At 54.9% G+C, this 14,365-nt stretch carries 16 protein-coding genes; all 16 read left to right on the plus strand.

All coding sequences use genetic code 11. The annotated features are described in order from the left end of the window. The first annotated feature begins 100 nt into the window (after nt 1-100). The 16 genes from R0135_RS00955 (at nt 101) to R0135_RS01030 (ending at nt 14,351) form a co-directional block, all read left to right on the plus strand. Nucleotides 101-865 carry an RNA methyltransferase gene (locus tag R0135_RS00955; protein WP_407348395.1) on the plus strand — a complete coding sequence of 255 codons (765 nt, stop codon included), beginning with the start codon at nt 101-103 and terminating at the stop codon, nt 863-865. Continuing rightward, nucleotides 865-2,031 (plus strand): IscS subfamily cysteine desulfurase, encoded by a 1,167-nt coding sequence (locus R0135_RS00960; RefSeq protein WP_407348396.1) that lies wholly within the window; start codon nt 865-867, stop codon nt 2,029-2,031. The genes R0135_RS00955 and R0135_RS00960 overlap by 1 nt, the downstream gene beginning before the upstream one ends. 163 nt (nt 2,032-2,194) lie before the next feature. After that, on the plus strand, nt 2,195-2,623 hold the full coding sequence (gene ndk, locus R0135_RS00965) for a nucleoside-diphosphate kinase (RefSeq protein WP_407348397.1): 429 nt from the start codon (nt 2,195-2,197) through the stop codon (nt 2,621-2,623). Between the two features lie 60 nt (nt 2,624-2,683). Next, complete coding sequence (gene rlmN / locus R0135_RS00970; protein WP_407348398.1) at nt 2,684-3,775, plus strand: 23S rRNA (adenine(2503)-C(2))-methyltransferase RlmN; 1,092 nt, start codon at nt 2,684-2,686, stop codon at nt 3,773-3,775. Then, complete coding sequence (gene pilW / locus R0135_RS00975) at nt 3,772-4,542, plus strand: type IV pilus biogenesis/stability protein PilW (RefSeq protein ID WP_407348399.1); 771 nt, start codon at nt 3,772-3,774, stop codon at nt 4,540-4,542. Before rlmN ends, pilW begins: the two co-directional genes overlap by 4 nt. 102 nt (nt 4,543-4,644) lie before the next feature. Further along, nucleotides 4,645-5,775 (plus strand): flavodoxin-dependent (E)-4-hydroxy-3-methylbut-2-enyl-diphosphate synthase, encoded by a 1,131-nt coding sequence (gene ispG / locus R0135_RS00980; RefSeq protein ID WP_407348400.1) that lies wholly within the window; start codon nt 4,645-4,647, stop codon nt 5,773-5,775. 55 nt (nt 5,776-5,830) lie between these two features. After that, nucleotides 5,831-7,111 (plus strand): histidine--tRNA ligase, encoded by a 1,281-nt coding sequence (hisS, locus tag R0135_RS00985; RefSeq protein ID WP_407348401.1) that lies wholly within the window; start codon nt 5,831-5,833, stop codon nt 7,109-7,111. A gap of 14 nt (nt 7,112-7,125) precedes the next feature. Next, nucleotides 7,126-7,794 carry a YfgM family protein gene (locus R0135_RS00990; RefSeq protein ID WP_407348402.1) on the plus strand — a complete coding sequence of 223 codons (669 nt, stop codon included), beginning with the start codon at nt 7,126-7,128 and terminating at the stop codon, nt 7,792-7,794. A gap of 1 nt (nt 7,795) precedes the next feature. Then, nucleotides 7,796-8,971: an outer membrane protein assembly factor BamB gene (gene bamB / locus R0135_RS00995; protein WP_407348403.1), complete on the plus strand. Its 1,176-nt coding sequence runs from the start codon at nt 7,796-7,798 to the stop codon at nt 8,969-8,971. Between the two features lie 5 nt (nt 8,972-8,976). After that, nucleotides 8,977-10,401: a ribosome biogenesis GTPase Der gene (gene der, locus R0135_RS01000; protein ID WP_407348404.1), complete on the plus strand. Its 1,425-nt coding sequence runs from the start codon at nt 8,977-8,979 to the stop codon at nt 10,399-10,401. Nucleotides 10,402-10,409: 8 nt separating this feature from the next. Continuing rightward, nucleotides 10,410-10,793, plus strand: a complete 384-nt coding sequence (locus R0135_RS01005; RefSeq protein ID WP_407348405.1) for a group III truncated hemoglobin — start codon at nt 10,410-10,412, stop codon at nt 10,791-10,793. Between the two features lie 145 nt (nt 10,794-10,938). Further along, entirely contained in the window at nt 10,939-11,142 is a 204-nt protein-coding gene (locus R0135_RS01010) for a hypothetical protein (RefSeq protein WP_407348406.1), read from the plus strand. Next, the gene (locus R0135_RS01015; protein WP_407348407.1) at nt 11,135-11,998 is read left to right on the plus strand and encodes a GIN domain-containing protein; all 864 of its coding nucleotides are present in this window, start codon (nt 11,135-11,137) and stop codon (nt 11,996-11,998) included. Before R0135_RS01010 ends, R0135_RS01015 begins: the two co-directional genes overlap by 8 nt. Before the next feature lie 20 nt (nt 11,999-12,018). Beyond that, a complete protein-coding gene (locus R0135_RS01020) occupies nt 12,019-12,399 on the plus strand; it encodes a GntR family transcriptional regulator (RefSeq protein WP_407348408.1) in 381 nt (126 codons plus the stop codon). After that, nucleotides 12,383-13,231: an ABC transporter ATP-binding protein gene (locus R0135_RS01025; RefSeq protein WP_407348409.1), complete on the plus strand. Its 849-nt coding sequence runs from the start codon at nt 12,383-12,385 to the stop codon at nt 13,229-13,231. Before R0135_RS01020 ends, R0135_RS01025 begins: the two co-directional genes overlap by 17 nt. Before the next feature lie 4 nt (nt 13,232-13,235). Beyond that, nucleotides 13,236-14,351, plus strand: coding sequence for a hypothetical protein (locus tag R0135_RS01030; RefSeq protein ID WP_407348410.1), 1,116 nt, complete (start codon nt 13,236-13,238; stop codon nt 14,349-14,351). Nucleotides 14,352-14,365 lie beyond the last annotated feature (14 nt).

Raw genomic sequence — 14,365 nt, forward strand, 5'->3', positions numbered from 1 at the left:
GCAGAGATTAAAAAGGCGCGCGAGTATATCAGAGGAGTGGGCCTTGCAGCGCACTGCTTTGTTACAATGCGCATTCTCTGTCCAAGCCTCAGATTAACTCATGAATGCCGACCAAATTCGGATCGTACTCGTTGAACCCAGTCACCCCGGCAATATAGGGGCCGTCGCCCGGGCGATGAAGACCATGGGCCTGGTAAAGCTGGTGCTGGTGGCGCCTGAGCAGTTCCCCGATCAACAGGCAACCTGGCGTGCCGTTTGGGCCAACGATGTTCTGGAGTCGGCAAGGGTCGTTGCAACCCTGGATGAAGCCATTGCCGACTGCGGCTTTGTTGTGGGCACCTGTGCTCGAGATCGGCGTCTTCCGTGGCCGGTGCTGGATCCCCGTCGTGCGGCGGAAGAAATGGCTGCCAAATCGCTGCAAGGAGAGGTGGCGATATTGTTTGGCCGCGAGGACAACGGTTTATCCAACGACGAACTGATGCGTTGCAATCTGCATCTGGCTATCCCTACGAGCAACGCCTACAGCTCTTTGAATCTTGCCATGGCGGTACAGATAGTCTGCTATGAGCTGCATATGCTCGAGGCCCAAGGGGGCTTGCCAGAGCGTAGTAACGAGCAATGGGACGAGCCTTTGGCCACCCAGGAAAACATCGAGCGCTTTTACGTGCATTTAGAAGAGACTATGAGTCAAATTGGGTTTCTCAATCCCGCAGCACCCCGGCAATTGATGCCGCGTCTGAGGCGCCTGTACAACCGGCTTGATATGGATGAGATGGAGCTGAACATATTGCGCGGCATACTCACAGAAACCCAGAAGCGCTGTGAGCCCGTGGACTGGAGTGAGCAAAACGGAGGTAAATCCTGATGCCCGCGCCCGTGTATTTCGACTACCTGTCTACAACACCGGTGGATCCGGCGGTCGCTGAGGCTATGACAGGGTGCCTCACGATGGATGGCACCTTTGGCAATCCTGCATCGCGTTCTCACCGGTTCGGCTGGGAGGCAGAAATGGCCGTGGAGACAGCCCGGCAGCAGATTGCTAGTTTGATCAACGCGGACCTGCGGGAGATTGCCTTTACCTCCGGGGCTACAGAATCAGACAACCTGGCGCTCAAAGGGGTGGTAGAGGCCGTGCGGGAGGCGGGGAACACCGAGCCACATATTGTGACATCGGCGATCGAGCACAAGGCAGTGCTGGACACCTGTAAGCACCTTGAGACCCAGGGCGTTTCGGTGACTTATTTGCACCCCGATGAGCACGGCCTTATTCAGCCGGCGGCGGTAGGCGAGGCGCTTCAGAGCAATAGCTGTCTTGTCAGTGTCATGCACGCTAATAACGAAATTGGCACGATCAACGATATTCAGGGCATCGCAGCTGTGTGCCGCAGTGCGGGTGTGCCACTGCATGTAGATGCCGCGCAGACCGTGGGTAAAATTCCGTTGGATGTTCAGGCTTTGGATATTGATCTTCTGTCGATGTCGGCGCACAAGTTCTACGGCCCCAAAGGCATTGGCGCTTTGTATCATCGCCGAAGCCCGAGAACTGCGGTGAAGGCCCAAATGCACGGCGGAGGGCACGAGCGGGGACTTCGGGCCGGCACGTTACCCACGCATCAAATTGTGGGTATGGGCGCTGCCGCGGCCATTGCCGAGGCGACTCTCGACGCAGAAGTGGCCCGTTTGAAGGCTCTTCGGCGGCAGTTGTGGTCTCTGGTTTCGGATATCGATGGCCTGACTATGAATGGCCATCTTGATCAGCGATTGCCCGGGGCTTTGAACATCAGTGTGGGCGATGTCGAGGGAGAGGCTTTATTGCTCTCTTTGCCCGAGTTCGCCCTGTCCACAGGCTCAGCCTGCACCTCGGCGAGCATGGAGCCATCCTATGTGTTGCGTGCACTGGGCTTGTCAGATGCCCTTGCCCACAGCTCTTTGCGGGTGAGTCTCGGTCGTTTTACCGAGCAAAACGATGTCTTGCTGTTCAGTGAGCGTCTTCACGAAGTGGTGCCGCGGCTCCGCCGGAATGCCGCCTGAGAAAATTGTCAGATTACTCAGCCACTTAAGTGCTGTTAAGTAGGGTGCTATAGGCCCGTAAAGTCCGTATAATCCCGCGCACTTTTTGGCCGTCAGCAAATGTGATTCACGATGCATGTTCTGACGGTATTCGATTGATCTTTATTAGTTCTGGAGAACTCACATGGCGGTGGAACGCACCCTTTCTATTATCAAGCCCGACGCAGTCGCTAAAAACCACATTGGCGAGATTTATACGCGTTTTGAAGGCGCTGGCCTGCGCATTGTTGCGTCAAAGATGCTGCGTCTGAGCGATGCGGTTGCTGGTGGTTTTTACGCTGAGCACCGTGAGCGTCCGTTTTTTCCGGCTCTTATTGAGTTTATGACCTCGGGTCCCGTGGTGGTTCAGGTGCTCGAAGGTGAGAATGCGGTGGCGACCAACCGTGATCTCATGGGAGCAACTAACCCTCAGGAAGCCGCAGCCGGCACCATTCGTGCGGATTTCGCGTCGTCTATTGACGCAAATGCCGTGCACGGTTCTGATTCTACGGACTCCGCCGCGCGAGAAATCGCCTACTTCTTCGCATTCAGCGAAGTTTGCGAGCGCGACTAGGACACAGTGCCCGAGCTTATTGCCAGCACCGAGCCCGCCGAGAGAGTTAATTTGCTCGGCATGAGTCGCAGTCAACTCGAGGAGTTTTTTCTCGGTTTGGGCGAGAAGCGCTTTCGCGCCCAGCAACTCATGAAGTGGATGCATCATCAGGGTGAGTGTGATTTTTCGGCAATGAGTAATCTGGGCAAGGCGCTTAGAGAGCGTTTGTCGGCGATTGCAGAAGTGCGTCCACCACCGGTGGAGTCACAGCATGACTCCAGTGACGGCACTCGGAAGTGGTTAGTGCGAGTAGAGGGTGGTGGTCTGGTAGAGACCGTGCTGATTCCCGATGGGAAGCGGGCGACGCTCTGTGTCTCGTCTCAGGTGGGCTGCAGTCTTGACTGCAGCTTTTGCTCCACAGGTAAACAAGGTTTTCAGCGCGACCTGACTGCCGCAGAGATTATTGGCCAGGTTTGGCTGGCCATTAACTCCTACGATGCGTTTCAGCCGGGTAATGGTCGGGTGGTGACTAATGTCGTCATGATGGGAATGGGAGAGCCCCTTCTCAACTTTGACAATGTGGTTACCGCTATGAATCTGATGATGGATGATCTGGGTTACGGAATCTCTAAACGTCGGGTGACCCTCAGCACTTCAGGCGTGGTACCAGCATTGGATAAGCTGGCAGAAGTGAGCGAAGCGAGCCTTGCCGTGTCGTTGCACGCGCCTAATGATGAGCTGCGTAACCAGCTGGTTCCGGTGAACCGTCGCTACCCGATTGCGCAGCTTCTCGAGAGTGCCAGACGCTATATTGATGCTCAAAAAGACAAAAAGCGGGTGGTCACCATCGAGTACACCCTCATGGCCGGGGTAAATGACCAGCCGGATCAAGCTCGAGAACTTGCCGTGTTGCTGGCTGACTTTCCCTGCAAGATTAATTTGATTCCTTTTAATCCTTTTCCGAATTCGGGTTATGAGCGTCCCAGTGGCAACGCGGTCTCGCGTTTTTGGCAAGTTCTGGTGGACGCCGGATTTGTGGTTACCGTGCGCACCACGCGCGGAGATGATATAGATGCAGCCTGTGGACAGCTTGTCGGTGATGTCGTGGATCGAACACGACGCAGCGCCAGGCATCGTCAGAATGCCGAAGCGGCTATGGAGTCAGGTGCATGATTCGCTCAATACCATTAATGGTTGCGATCACCCTAGCGGGATGCGTGACCGAAACGGAATCTGTTTTTACGGCCCCTCCATCGCCGCAAAAAGCGATGGAAACCCGTGTGTCACTGGCTCGCCAGTATATCGGCCAAGGAAACTGGGAGGATGCCAAGCGGAATCTGAAGAAGGCTGCAGAGCTTGATAGCAGCAACCCGGAGGTCTATGAGGCCTTTGCGTTGGTCTATCAAAGCACCGGGGAGTTTGAGTTAGCGGAAGAAAGCTTTCAGCTGGCCATCGACCTGGATAAGAACTTCTCCCGGGCAAGGAATAATTATGCGGCGTTCCTTTATAGTCAGGAGCGTTATCGCGAAGCAGAAGCTCAGCTTCGTGAGGTTGTAAAAGACTCGCTTTATAGCGCCAGACCCAGGGCCTTTTTGAATCTGGGCCTGTGCAGACTGAAACTGTTTGATGAAAGAGGAGCCGAAGAGGCTTTTCTTCGAACGCTCGCCATGCAGCCATCCAACACCACGGCTTTGCTGGAAGTCGCCCAGTTGCGGGTTGATGCGAATGATGGTCGCAACGCGAGCCTCTACTATGATAAGTACCGAGAGCTTGTGCGGCAGCAAAGCTCCCGGGGATTGTGGCTGGGGATTCGTCTGGCGCGCTTGACCGGTGATACCGATGCCGAGAGCAGCTACGCATTGGCCCTTAGAAATATTTACCCGGATTCACCGGATTACGAGGCTTATCGACGCTCCAGCAGCGGCGACAAGCAGAGTTAGTTTTGTGGGATTTTTGTCGAGTCGCCGGGCGACTTCGATAAACTGCTCAGGTGCTGCCCTCATAGGGGCGCTTCAAAGCAGATCAGCAGGAGAGTAGCAGTTATGAATAAGCACTCACCGATTAAACGACGAAAGAGTCGTCAAATTCATGTGGGTAACGTTGCCGTTGGCGGTGACGCTCCCATCAGTGTGCAGAGCATGACCAATACCGAAACCTGCGATGTCGCGGCAACGGTTGGTCAGATTGCTGCTCTGGAGGCCGCCGGTGCCGATATTGTGCGCGTGTCGGTGCCCAGTATGGAGGCCGCGGAGGCGTTTCGTGAGATTCGCGCCCAGTCAAACGTACCGCTGGTCGCCGACATCCACTTTGACCATCGCATAGCACTCAAAGTCGCTGAGTACGGTGTGGATTGTCTGCGCATCAATCCAGGCAATATCGGCCGGGACGACAAGGTTCGAGAGGTAATAGCTTCGGCCCGGGACAAGGGAATACCTATTCGAATCGGCGTGAACGCCGGGTCTATCGGTAAGGATCTGCAGCGTAAATACGGCGAACCCACAGCCGAGGCGCTGGTAGAATCTGCGATGCATCATGTTGATATCCTCGATAAGCACGACTATCCAGATTTTAAAGTCAGTGTAAAAGCCTCCGAGATATTTATGGCCGTGGATGCTTATCGTTTGCTGGCCAAAGAAATTGATCAGCCTTTGCATCTGGGCATTACCGAAGCAGGGGGACTTCGCGGAGGCACCGTTAAGTCAGCGATTGGTCTTGGAATGCTGCTTTACGAGGGTATCGGTGACACCATCCGAATCTCTTTGGCAGCAGACCCCGTTGAGGAGGTCAAAGTAGGCTTTGATATTCTCAAGAGTCTGAAGCTGCGCAGCAATGGCATTAACTTTATTGCCTGCCCGAGCTGTTCGCGACAGAATTTCGACGTAATCGGCACCATGAACGCGCTGGAATCGCGATTGGATGATATCCGCACTCCCATGGATGTGGCGGTCATCGGATGCATCGTCAACGGTCCCGGAGAGGCGCGGGAAGCCGATGTGGGTCTTACTGGCGCCACGCCGAGCAATTTGATCTATGTGGACGGCGAGCCCGACCATAAGGTGAGTAACTCGGACTTTGTGGACCACCTGGAAAGCGTGATTCGTGCCCGGGCGGCAAAGCTTGAGGACGAAAGAGCCGAAGCCGACGCCAAACTCATCGCTAGATCGGTGTCCTAACGTCGCCTTTTCAGCACTAGCCTTCTTACTTTACTGACAGGATCAACAGACCAGCATGGACGCACTGCGATCGATTCGCGGCATGAACGATATTCTGCCGACGGACGCGACTCATTGGCAGTTTTTGGAAAAAAGTGTCGCCGAGCTGCTTGAGCGCTACGGTTACGGTGAACTGCGCCTGCCACTTGTTGAGCCTACCGCCTTGTTTAGCCGCTCCATCGGTGAAGTGACGGACATCGTCGAGAAGGAGATGTACAGTTTTGAGGATCGCAATGGCGATAGCATGAGCTTGCGTCCCGAAGGTACGGCAGGCTGCGTGCGCGCGGCGATCCAGAATAATTTGATCGCCAATCCCTGCAGGCTTTGGTACAGCGGTCCCATGTTCCGCTACGAGCGTCCTCAGAAGGGGCGTCAACGGCAGTTTCACCAGATTGGCGCAGAGATTTTTGGCTACGCGACGCCGGATGCAGATGCAGAGTTGATTATCTTGTTGGCGCGCCTGTGGCGTATTCTCGGAATTGCGGATGCGGTCACGCTGGAAATCAACAGTATTGGCAGCTCTGAGGCGCGAGCTGCCTATCGCGCTGCGTTGGTGGCGTATTTGGAGCAGCATCAAGAAGCTCTGGATGAGGATAGCCAGCGCCGCTTGTTGAGCAACCCCCTGCGAATTCTGGATAGCAAAAATCCAGACACGCAGGCTCTGCTTAATGACGCGCCGGCTTTGGAAGAGTATCTGGACGAAGAATCCGTAGAACACTTTGCGACGCTACGGGCCTATCTTGATACTGCGGGCGTGAGCTATACCGTGAACCCACGGCTGGTGCGCGGGTTGGATTACTACAATAAAACCGTGTTCGAGTGGGTGACTGACAAGCTAGGGGCCCAGGGCACAGTGTGTGCCGGTGGGCGTTATGATGGACTCGTGCAACAGCTTGGCGGGCGTTCAACGCCAGGGGTTGGGTTCGCCATGGGTATGGAGCGTTTGTTATTGATGCTTGAGGCCTGTGGGAAGCTGCCTGATGCCAGATCGCCGGACATCTTCGTTGTTACCAGCGGTACGGATGCGCTTCACGCAGCAATAGCTGCAGTGGAGCAGTTGAGAGATGCACAACCGAGCTTAAGCATCGTGCAGCAACTCGGTGGTGGAAGTTTTCGTAGTCAGATGAAGAAAGCCGATCGCAGCGGCGCGACTCTTGCCCTTCTTTGGGGAGAAGACGAAGTGGCGGCTGGCGAAGTAACTGTTAAACCCTTACGTGATGGGCAGGAGCAACTGCGCTTGTCGGTAGCTTCTCTTGCAGAGACTATTCCATCGCTTTTACAACAACATACGCATTAAGCAGGAATTTGTACGTGGAAAGTTATCGTAGTGAAGAAGAACAAGTCGAAGCACTGAAGCGCTGGTGGAAGGAAAACGGTCGCAGCACCATGCTCGGTATCGCATTAGCGCTTGGTCTGGGTTTCGGTTGGCAAGCCTGGCAGAAAAACCAGGAGTTGGCGGCCCAGAACGCGTCAAATCTTTACCAGCAAATGCTTCAGGCCCTGTCTGCGGAAGAAGACCAGACCACGACCATTGGTCGCCAGATAGCGCAGGAACTAAAGGATAACCATCGCGGTACCGTTTATGCGCAGTTTGCAGCGCTGCATCTTGCTCGCCTTGCCGTGAATGATGGGCAGCCACAGGCTGCCGAGCAGGAGCTACGCTGGGCCCTGGCTATGGCCGATGGAAACGCCGACATACAGCAAGTCGCGCAGTTGCGTTTGGCTCGGATCCTCGCGTCGCTGGACAAGCACGACGAGGCGTTGGGCCTGTTAGAAGGCGCCAATTCGGATTTCGCAGCATCCTATGCCATTGCTCGAGGCGATATTTTACTGAGTCAGGGAATGGAGGCGGAGGCCTTTGCCGCTTACGAGAGCGCCATGGAGGCGATGGATGCATCTGCGCCGATACCTCAAACTTTGCAGGACAAGTTGGAGTACCTGGGTGCACGTCTGCAATCAGCGGTCGCGGAGGCTAGCTAAGGTGAGCTTCCTTCGACTTTCCGGCCTGCTGCTGCTTCTGGCGACGCTCACTGCGTGTGAGACCGTGTCGGACTTTTTTGAGATGGGTGATGACGAGGATCCGCAGCAGCCTGCCGAGCTACTCGATATCGAGCAGCAGCTTACTGTCCGCAAGTTGTGGTCTGTGGGCGTGGGTGACGGTCAAGGCGATGGGCTGTACAAGCTGCAACCGATTATCGACGGCGATGTTATTTACGCGGCAGCCGCGGAAGGCGAAGTGCGTGCCGTGGCGCGTAAGAATGGTTCCACGATCTGGCGTCAGGAGCTTGAGATTGGCTTGTCCGGTGGAGTCGGTCTTTATGAGGATTCCCTGTTTCTAGGGGGTAGCGACGGTTTGGTGATGCGCCTCGATGCGAACACCGGCGAGACCCTGTGGACGAGCGAGGTCAGCGGTGAGGTTCTAGCCGCGCCGCAGGGCAATGGCCGGGTTGTGGTAGCGCAGACCTATGACGGTCGGCTTTACGGCTTTGACTTCGAGACCGGAGAGCGCTTGTGGCGCTATGACAGCAGTGTACCTGTGTTGACTATCCGTGGGACCAGCACACCCATCATTGACGGTGCAGTAGTTTACGCAGGTTTCGCCAGTGGACGTGTCGCGGCTTTTGATGTGATGGATGGAACGATTCGTTGGGAGGCTCGTGTGGCGATTCCCCAGGGCCGGTCTGAAATCGAGAGAATTGTAGACGTGGACGGCACTATGGCTCTTGCTGGCACTGAGTTGTATGTGGCGAGTTATCAGGGTCGCATTGCTGCTTTGGATACTCGTACGGGACGTAAGATCTGGCAGCGCAATGTGTCTTCGTTCTACGGGGTCTCGCAGGGGTTTGGAAACGTCTATATCACGGAAGAAACAGGAACGATCACCGCGTTCTTACGTAACGGCCAGGGTGTGCGCTGGGAGCAGCCCGCGCTTGCCTGGCGAGGTTTATCCAAGCCGGTGCCCGTGAGCAGTTATCTGGCGGTAGAAGATTACGAAGGTTATCTGCATTTACTGTCACAGGTGGACGGTGAATTTTTGGCGCGGATTCGTCCAGACAGTGAAGGTGCTCGAGCTGACATGTTGGCGGACGGTAACGTGTTGTACGTATACACCAACGGCGGCAAGCTCATCGCCTATGACATTCGGGCGAGGTCCTGATCCGCGTGTTGCCGTCAATCGCATTAGTAGGGCGCCCGAATGTTGGTAAGTCGACGCTGTTTAATCAGCTCACGCGCTCCCGAGATGCACTGGTCGCAAACTTATCGGGTCTTACGCGCGATCGAAAGTACGGTGAGGGACGCAGCGAGGATCGTGCCTTTATTGTGATTGACACCGGCGGTGTCAGTGGCGATGAAGAGGGTATTGATGCGGCGATGGCGGAGCAGTCACTGCTCGCCATTGACGAAGCTGATGTTGTGCTGCTTCTGGTAGACGCAAAAGACGGTCTCAATCCCGTTGATGAGCAGCTGGTGCAGTATCTCCGCCAAAAGAGCCGTGACTTTCACCTTGTAGTCAACAAGATTGACGGTCGCGACCCTGATGTAGCTATAAGTGACTTCCATTCTCTGGGTATTGCTTCCATGCACGCTATTGCGGCGTCACATGGGCGTGGTGTGCGCCAGATGATTGAGGACGTGCTTCAAACAGTGCCTCTTCCTGAAGTAGACGAGGGCGCTGACGAAGAGCAGGGTGGTACCCGGGTGGCCGTGGTGGGTCGTCCCAACGTCGGTAAATCAACGCTGGTTAACCGTATTCTTGGCGAAGAGCGGGTTGTTGTTTACGACCAGCCAGGTACGACTCGCGACAGCGTCTATATAAATTTTTCTCGGGAAGGCCGGCCATACACCTTGATTGATACGGCTGGCGTGCGTCGGCGCAAAAACGTTCGCGAGGCGGTAGAGAAGTTTTCGATCATCAAGACCCTGAGTGCCATCAGCGATGCCAACGTAGTAGTGCTGCTGGTTGATGGCCAGGAGGGGTTGGTTGATCAGGATCTGCATCTCCTGGGCAACTGCCTTGAGGCTGGGCGAGCGCTGGTGCTGGCAGTGAACAAGTGGGATGGATTGGACGCGGATCAAAAAGACGCTATTCGGTCTGAACTGGATCGGCGTCTTAGATTTGTAGACTTTGCTGACATGCATTTTATTTCGGCGTTGCATGGCTCTGGCGTGGGCACATTGTTTGGGTCCATTGATGCGGCCTATACGGCGGCCATGCAGCCCATGGGTACGAGCCGTCTTACACGTATTCTTGAAGACGCAGTGTCGGATCATCCTCCGCCATTGGTTAATGGGCGGCGCATCAAGCTGCGTTACGCCCACGCTGGGGGCCGTAATCCACCACGGGTGGTCGTGCATGGAAACCAGACCGATAAGGTGCCCAGTAGCTATCAACGTTATCTGGAGAAAACCTTCAGTCGCTGCCTTGAGCTTACCGGCACGCCGCTGCGTATAGAGTTTCGTAGCAGTGACAACCCTTTTGCCGGGCAGCGCAACAAGCTCACCAATCGGCAGATCAACCGAAAACGGCGTTTGATGGCTCACGTGAAGCAGGCGAAGAAGAGCAAGCAGCAGAAAAAGCGCAAGTAAGAACACCTATGCAACGAACCGATCCGGATGTGCGGGAGCAAATTGACGCCTTCGTGGATGCTTTCTACGAGCGTATGCTTGCTGATCCGCTGCTCGCGCCGTTGTTTATCGAGGTGGCTCGGATTGAGCTTGCGGAGCATTTGCCCCGCATCAAAGCCTATTGGCGAAAGATGCTTTTGGGCGACAGCGAATACCAGCGGCATATGATGCGTAAGCACCGCGAAGTGGATGCACGCCAGGTGTTCGCCGACGAGCACTATCAACGCTGGTTGTTCCTCTTTGAAGAAACCCTCGCAAAACACCCTCTGGGAGTAAAAACAGACTCGGCTTCTGAGCTTGCGCGACGAGTTGCAGGGAATATGCGGCAGAATCTGAAGCGCTTTCGAGCCTAAATCTAATATTTATATTAAATTTACTCTGTAAATCATTGTTATATATAGCCTTATTAGTCTAAATTTCTGAAATTCGGGTCGCTTGCAGAAGCCCGTTTGGGTGCTATAGTCCACCATAACACCCACGGATATACGGATCAGAATCATGATTAGCCTACGCAAAGGAATGACTAGCTCGAGGTCCCGACGCATGCTTTTGCCTGCATTGGTCTTCTTTGCCTGTGCATCGCTTAGTGCAGCTGGCGGTGGCGCCATTGCGGCGCTGTGTCTGGTACCGGCAGGCCTGGTTATTGATGCTGCTCGCGGTGGTGATCGTAAGGATCCCGCGAAGGGGGTTCAGGATGCGTAAGTCATTTACAGCGACAGCTCTCTCGGGCTTGTTTGTCCTTACGCTGGTATCCCCTGGGCTACTTGCTGATGAAGAGACACGCCGTTTCGAGGGCTTGGAGTTCAACAAGGTTGTTGTTCTTGGTGCGGCTGAGGTGGAAGTGAGCCAAGGCGATGATATCGAACTGCAATTGCGGGGGCCGGCCAAGTACCTCGATCTGGAGCCCTTCTACGTCAAGAGCGACACTTTGGTGCTGGGTTCACGTAAGAGCTACGGCGGTACCAAGGGTAGCTCCAAAATCAAACAACTGGCCTTTCGCGTGGTGCTGCCTGAGCTTCGGGAGCTGAATGTCAAAGGGTCCGGCACAGTGTATGTAAAACCCTTCGATTTGAATTCGCCCGGCTTAAAGTCCGCGCCGATTATGGAGGTGGATGGTTCAGGGGAAATTAACGCCTTTGATTTGCGTGGCCGGGAGCTTGAGATTCGCGTCGAAGGTTCCGGTGAGTTTCGCGCTGTCAGTGTTGAGGTGGATGATCTGGAATGCGTTGTTGCAGGTAGCGGTAACTTGTTTCTTGAGACCGTCACAGCCAAGAGCGGTGAGTTCGTGGTCACAGGATCTGGCGATTTGCGGGTAACCGGAACCGGCTTTGTCGAAGAACTGGAGGCCACCGTCGTTGGATCCGGCGATATTCGCATGCAAGCGGTCCATAGCCGACGCGCAGAAACCAACATAGTGGGCTCGGGCTCGGCATCTATTGGCGAGGTCGAAGAGCAGCTAAATGCATCGATTCTGGGCAGTGGCGATGTTGTGTACAGCGGATCGCCTGAAGTTGACAGTGTTGAATTAGGCAGCGGGGAGGTTCGTCGCCGCGACTGAGTCGCGCGACGGAATCAACTATGGAGTGGACAGACGGACAACCGATTTACCGTCAGCTGCGCGATCTGGTTATCCAGCGTGTTATGGACGGCAGCTTTCCCGAGGGAGAGGCCATTCCATCAGTTCGCCAGGTAGCTACGGATTATCGAATCAACCATCTGACTGTTAGTAAGGCCTATCAGGAACTGGTGGAGATGGGTTTGCTGGAGACGCGTCGTGGCCTTGGAATGTTTGTGGCGTCAGGGGCTCGTGGCTCGCTGACAAATGATGAGCAGCAGCGATTCTTGGACGAGGAGCTTCCGGCCTTTGTTTCTCGAGTTCGGATGCTAGGCCTGGCGATGGATGAAGTGATTGAACAACTAATGATAGTGCAGGGGAATTTAAATGCAGACCATCATTGAGGCGCAGAATCTTCGGCGCAGCTTCGGTGATCTTCGCGCGGTTGATGGCGTGGATTTGTCGATTTCATCGGGCAATGTCATTGGTTTGATTGGTCCCAACGGAGCAGGCAAAACCACATTGTTGAAGGCTCTGCTGGGGCTGACGAGTTGCGAGGGTGATCTTTCGGTACTGGGGTTCTCTCCCGTTGCCGATCGCGGACGTATGATGGAAGAGGTCTGCTTTATTGCCGATACCGCAGTCTTACCGCGTTGGATGCGCGTGTATGAATTGCTGGACTACGTCACTGGTACGCACCGTCGCTTTAAGCGGGAGCAGGCGGAAGCCTTCCTGGCCACTACGGATATCGAACCTAAGCGGCGGGTGGGTGATCTCTCCAAGGGTATGACGGTGCAGCTGCATCTGGCTATCGTGATGGCGATTGATGCGCGACTGCTAATACTCGATGAGCCCACACTGGGGCTGGATATTCTGTTTCGCAAACGCTTTTACGAGCAGTTGATTAATGACTACTTTGATGGCGAGCGAACGATTCTTGTGTCTACCCATCAGGTCGAAGAAATTCAAAATATCCTGACGCATGTGATGTTTATGCATCACGGCAAACTTATTCTTCACGAGTCGATCATGGATATCGAAGAGCGTTTTTTCGAGGTGCATGCTCTGGGAGATGCCGTCGCGCGTGCCGAGGAGATGCCCTATATCGGCAAACGAAACATTCTTGGCGGCAAGGCCTTCATTTTTGAAGGCCTGGGTTCCGGGGGGCTCGCGGGGCTTGGCGAGTTAAGGACACCGTCGGTGTCAGACCTATTTGTTGCCAAGGTGGGGGGATAGAGCCATGGGAACCACCCAAACTTCGCAATTTATGACTTTGCTCCAGCGGGAGTTTCGAGAGTATAAGAACTCGCTGCTGTGGACGCCGGTGATCACTGCTGTAGTGCTTTGTGTCCTGATGCTTGGAAGTGTTGTGCTGGCCAACCGTATCAGCGTGGTGGGAGACACCATTCTTGAAGCGATGATGCGCAAGGGCAATGACAACGTAAACATCTCGATCTCCATCGGCGAAGATGGAGAGGAGGAGATTACCGTCGTGGAGGTGTCAAATCCTGTCGATGTGCCCGCGCCTCCTGCAGTTGCAAAGCCCCCGACCTACGAGGTCATTGTAGAGGAGGAGGGCGCTGAGGATCAGTGGAACTTCTCCAGGGAGTGGAGCTTTAATCCCAAGAGCGATAAAGCTGTTGCAGGCGATGACGGCGACGATGGGCTAGATGAGATGAGCGGGCGTGAGCTCAACGTAATGCTCAGTGTTGTGCATGGGATTCTGCTGCTCATATTGCTTCTCACTACTACGAATTACTTGCTCAGCTCTTTGTATGACGACCGCAAGGACCGCAGCGTGCTGTTCTGGCGTTCTATGCCTGTTACCGAGTGGCAGGTCGTGCTCTCCAAGTTCGTGGTCGCCCTGATAGCTGCGCCGCTGCTGTACATTGCCATAAGTCTGCTGCTACAGCTGAGCTACGTATTACTCATGATGTTGCTCGTTTGGCGCCTGGGCCAGGACCCCTTTGAGGTGGTGTTAAGCAATATTGATTTCATTGCCCTCATGGTAGATCCCATTAGCGGCTGGGTAATGACGGCGCTACTGATCGCACCGGTGTATGCCTGGTTGCTTTGCGCCTCGGCGCTTGCTCGTCGCTCACCATTTCTCATGGCGATTACGCCGATTATCGGCATATTTTTTGCTGAATGGTTGTTTTTTGGTACGGAGATCGTGGGCAATGCGGTGGGTCGGCACTTGCCGCATGTCTCTGACAGCACCGCTGTAGGCTTTTACTTGTTTGGCCCCGATTGGATGGCCCTTGACCTGCTCAGTGTGGCCGCGGGCCTGGTATTCGCCGGGGCCGCGCTGACAGCGGCGGTGTGGCTTCGAGAGCATCGCTGGGAGCTCAATTGAATTAGCGGTCGCTC

The sequence above is a fragment of the Congregibacter variabilis genome (assembly GCF_045689235.1).
In the GTDB taxonomy this organism is placed as follows: Bacteria; Pseudomonadota; Gammaproteobacteria; order Pseudomonadales; family Halieaceae; genus Congregibacter; species Congregibacter variabilis.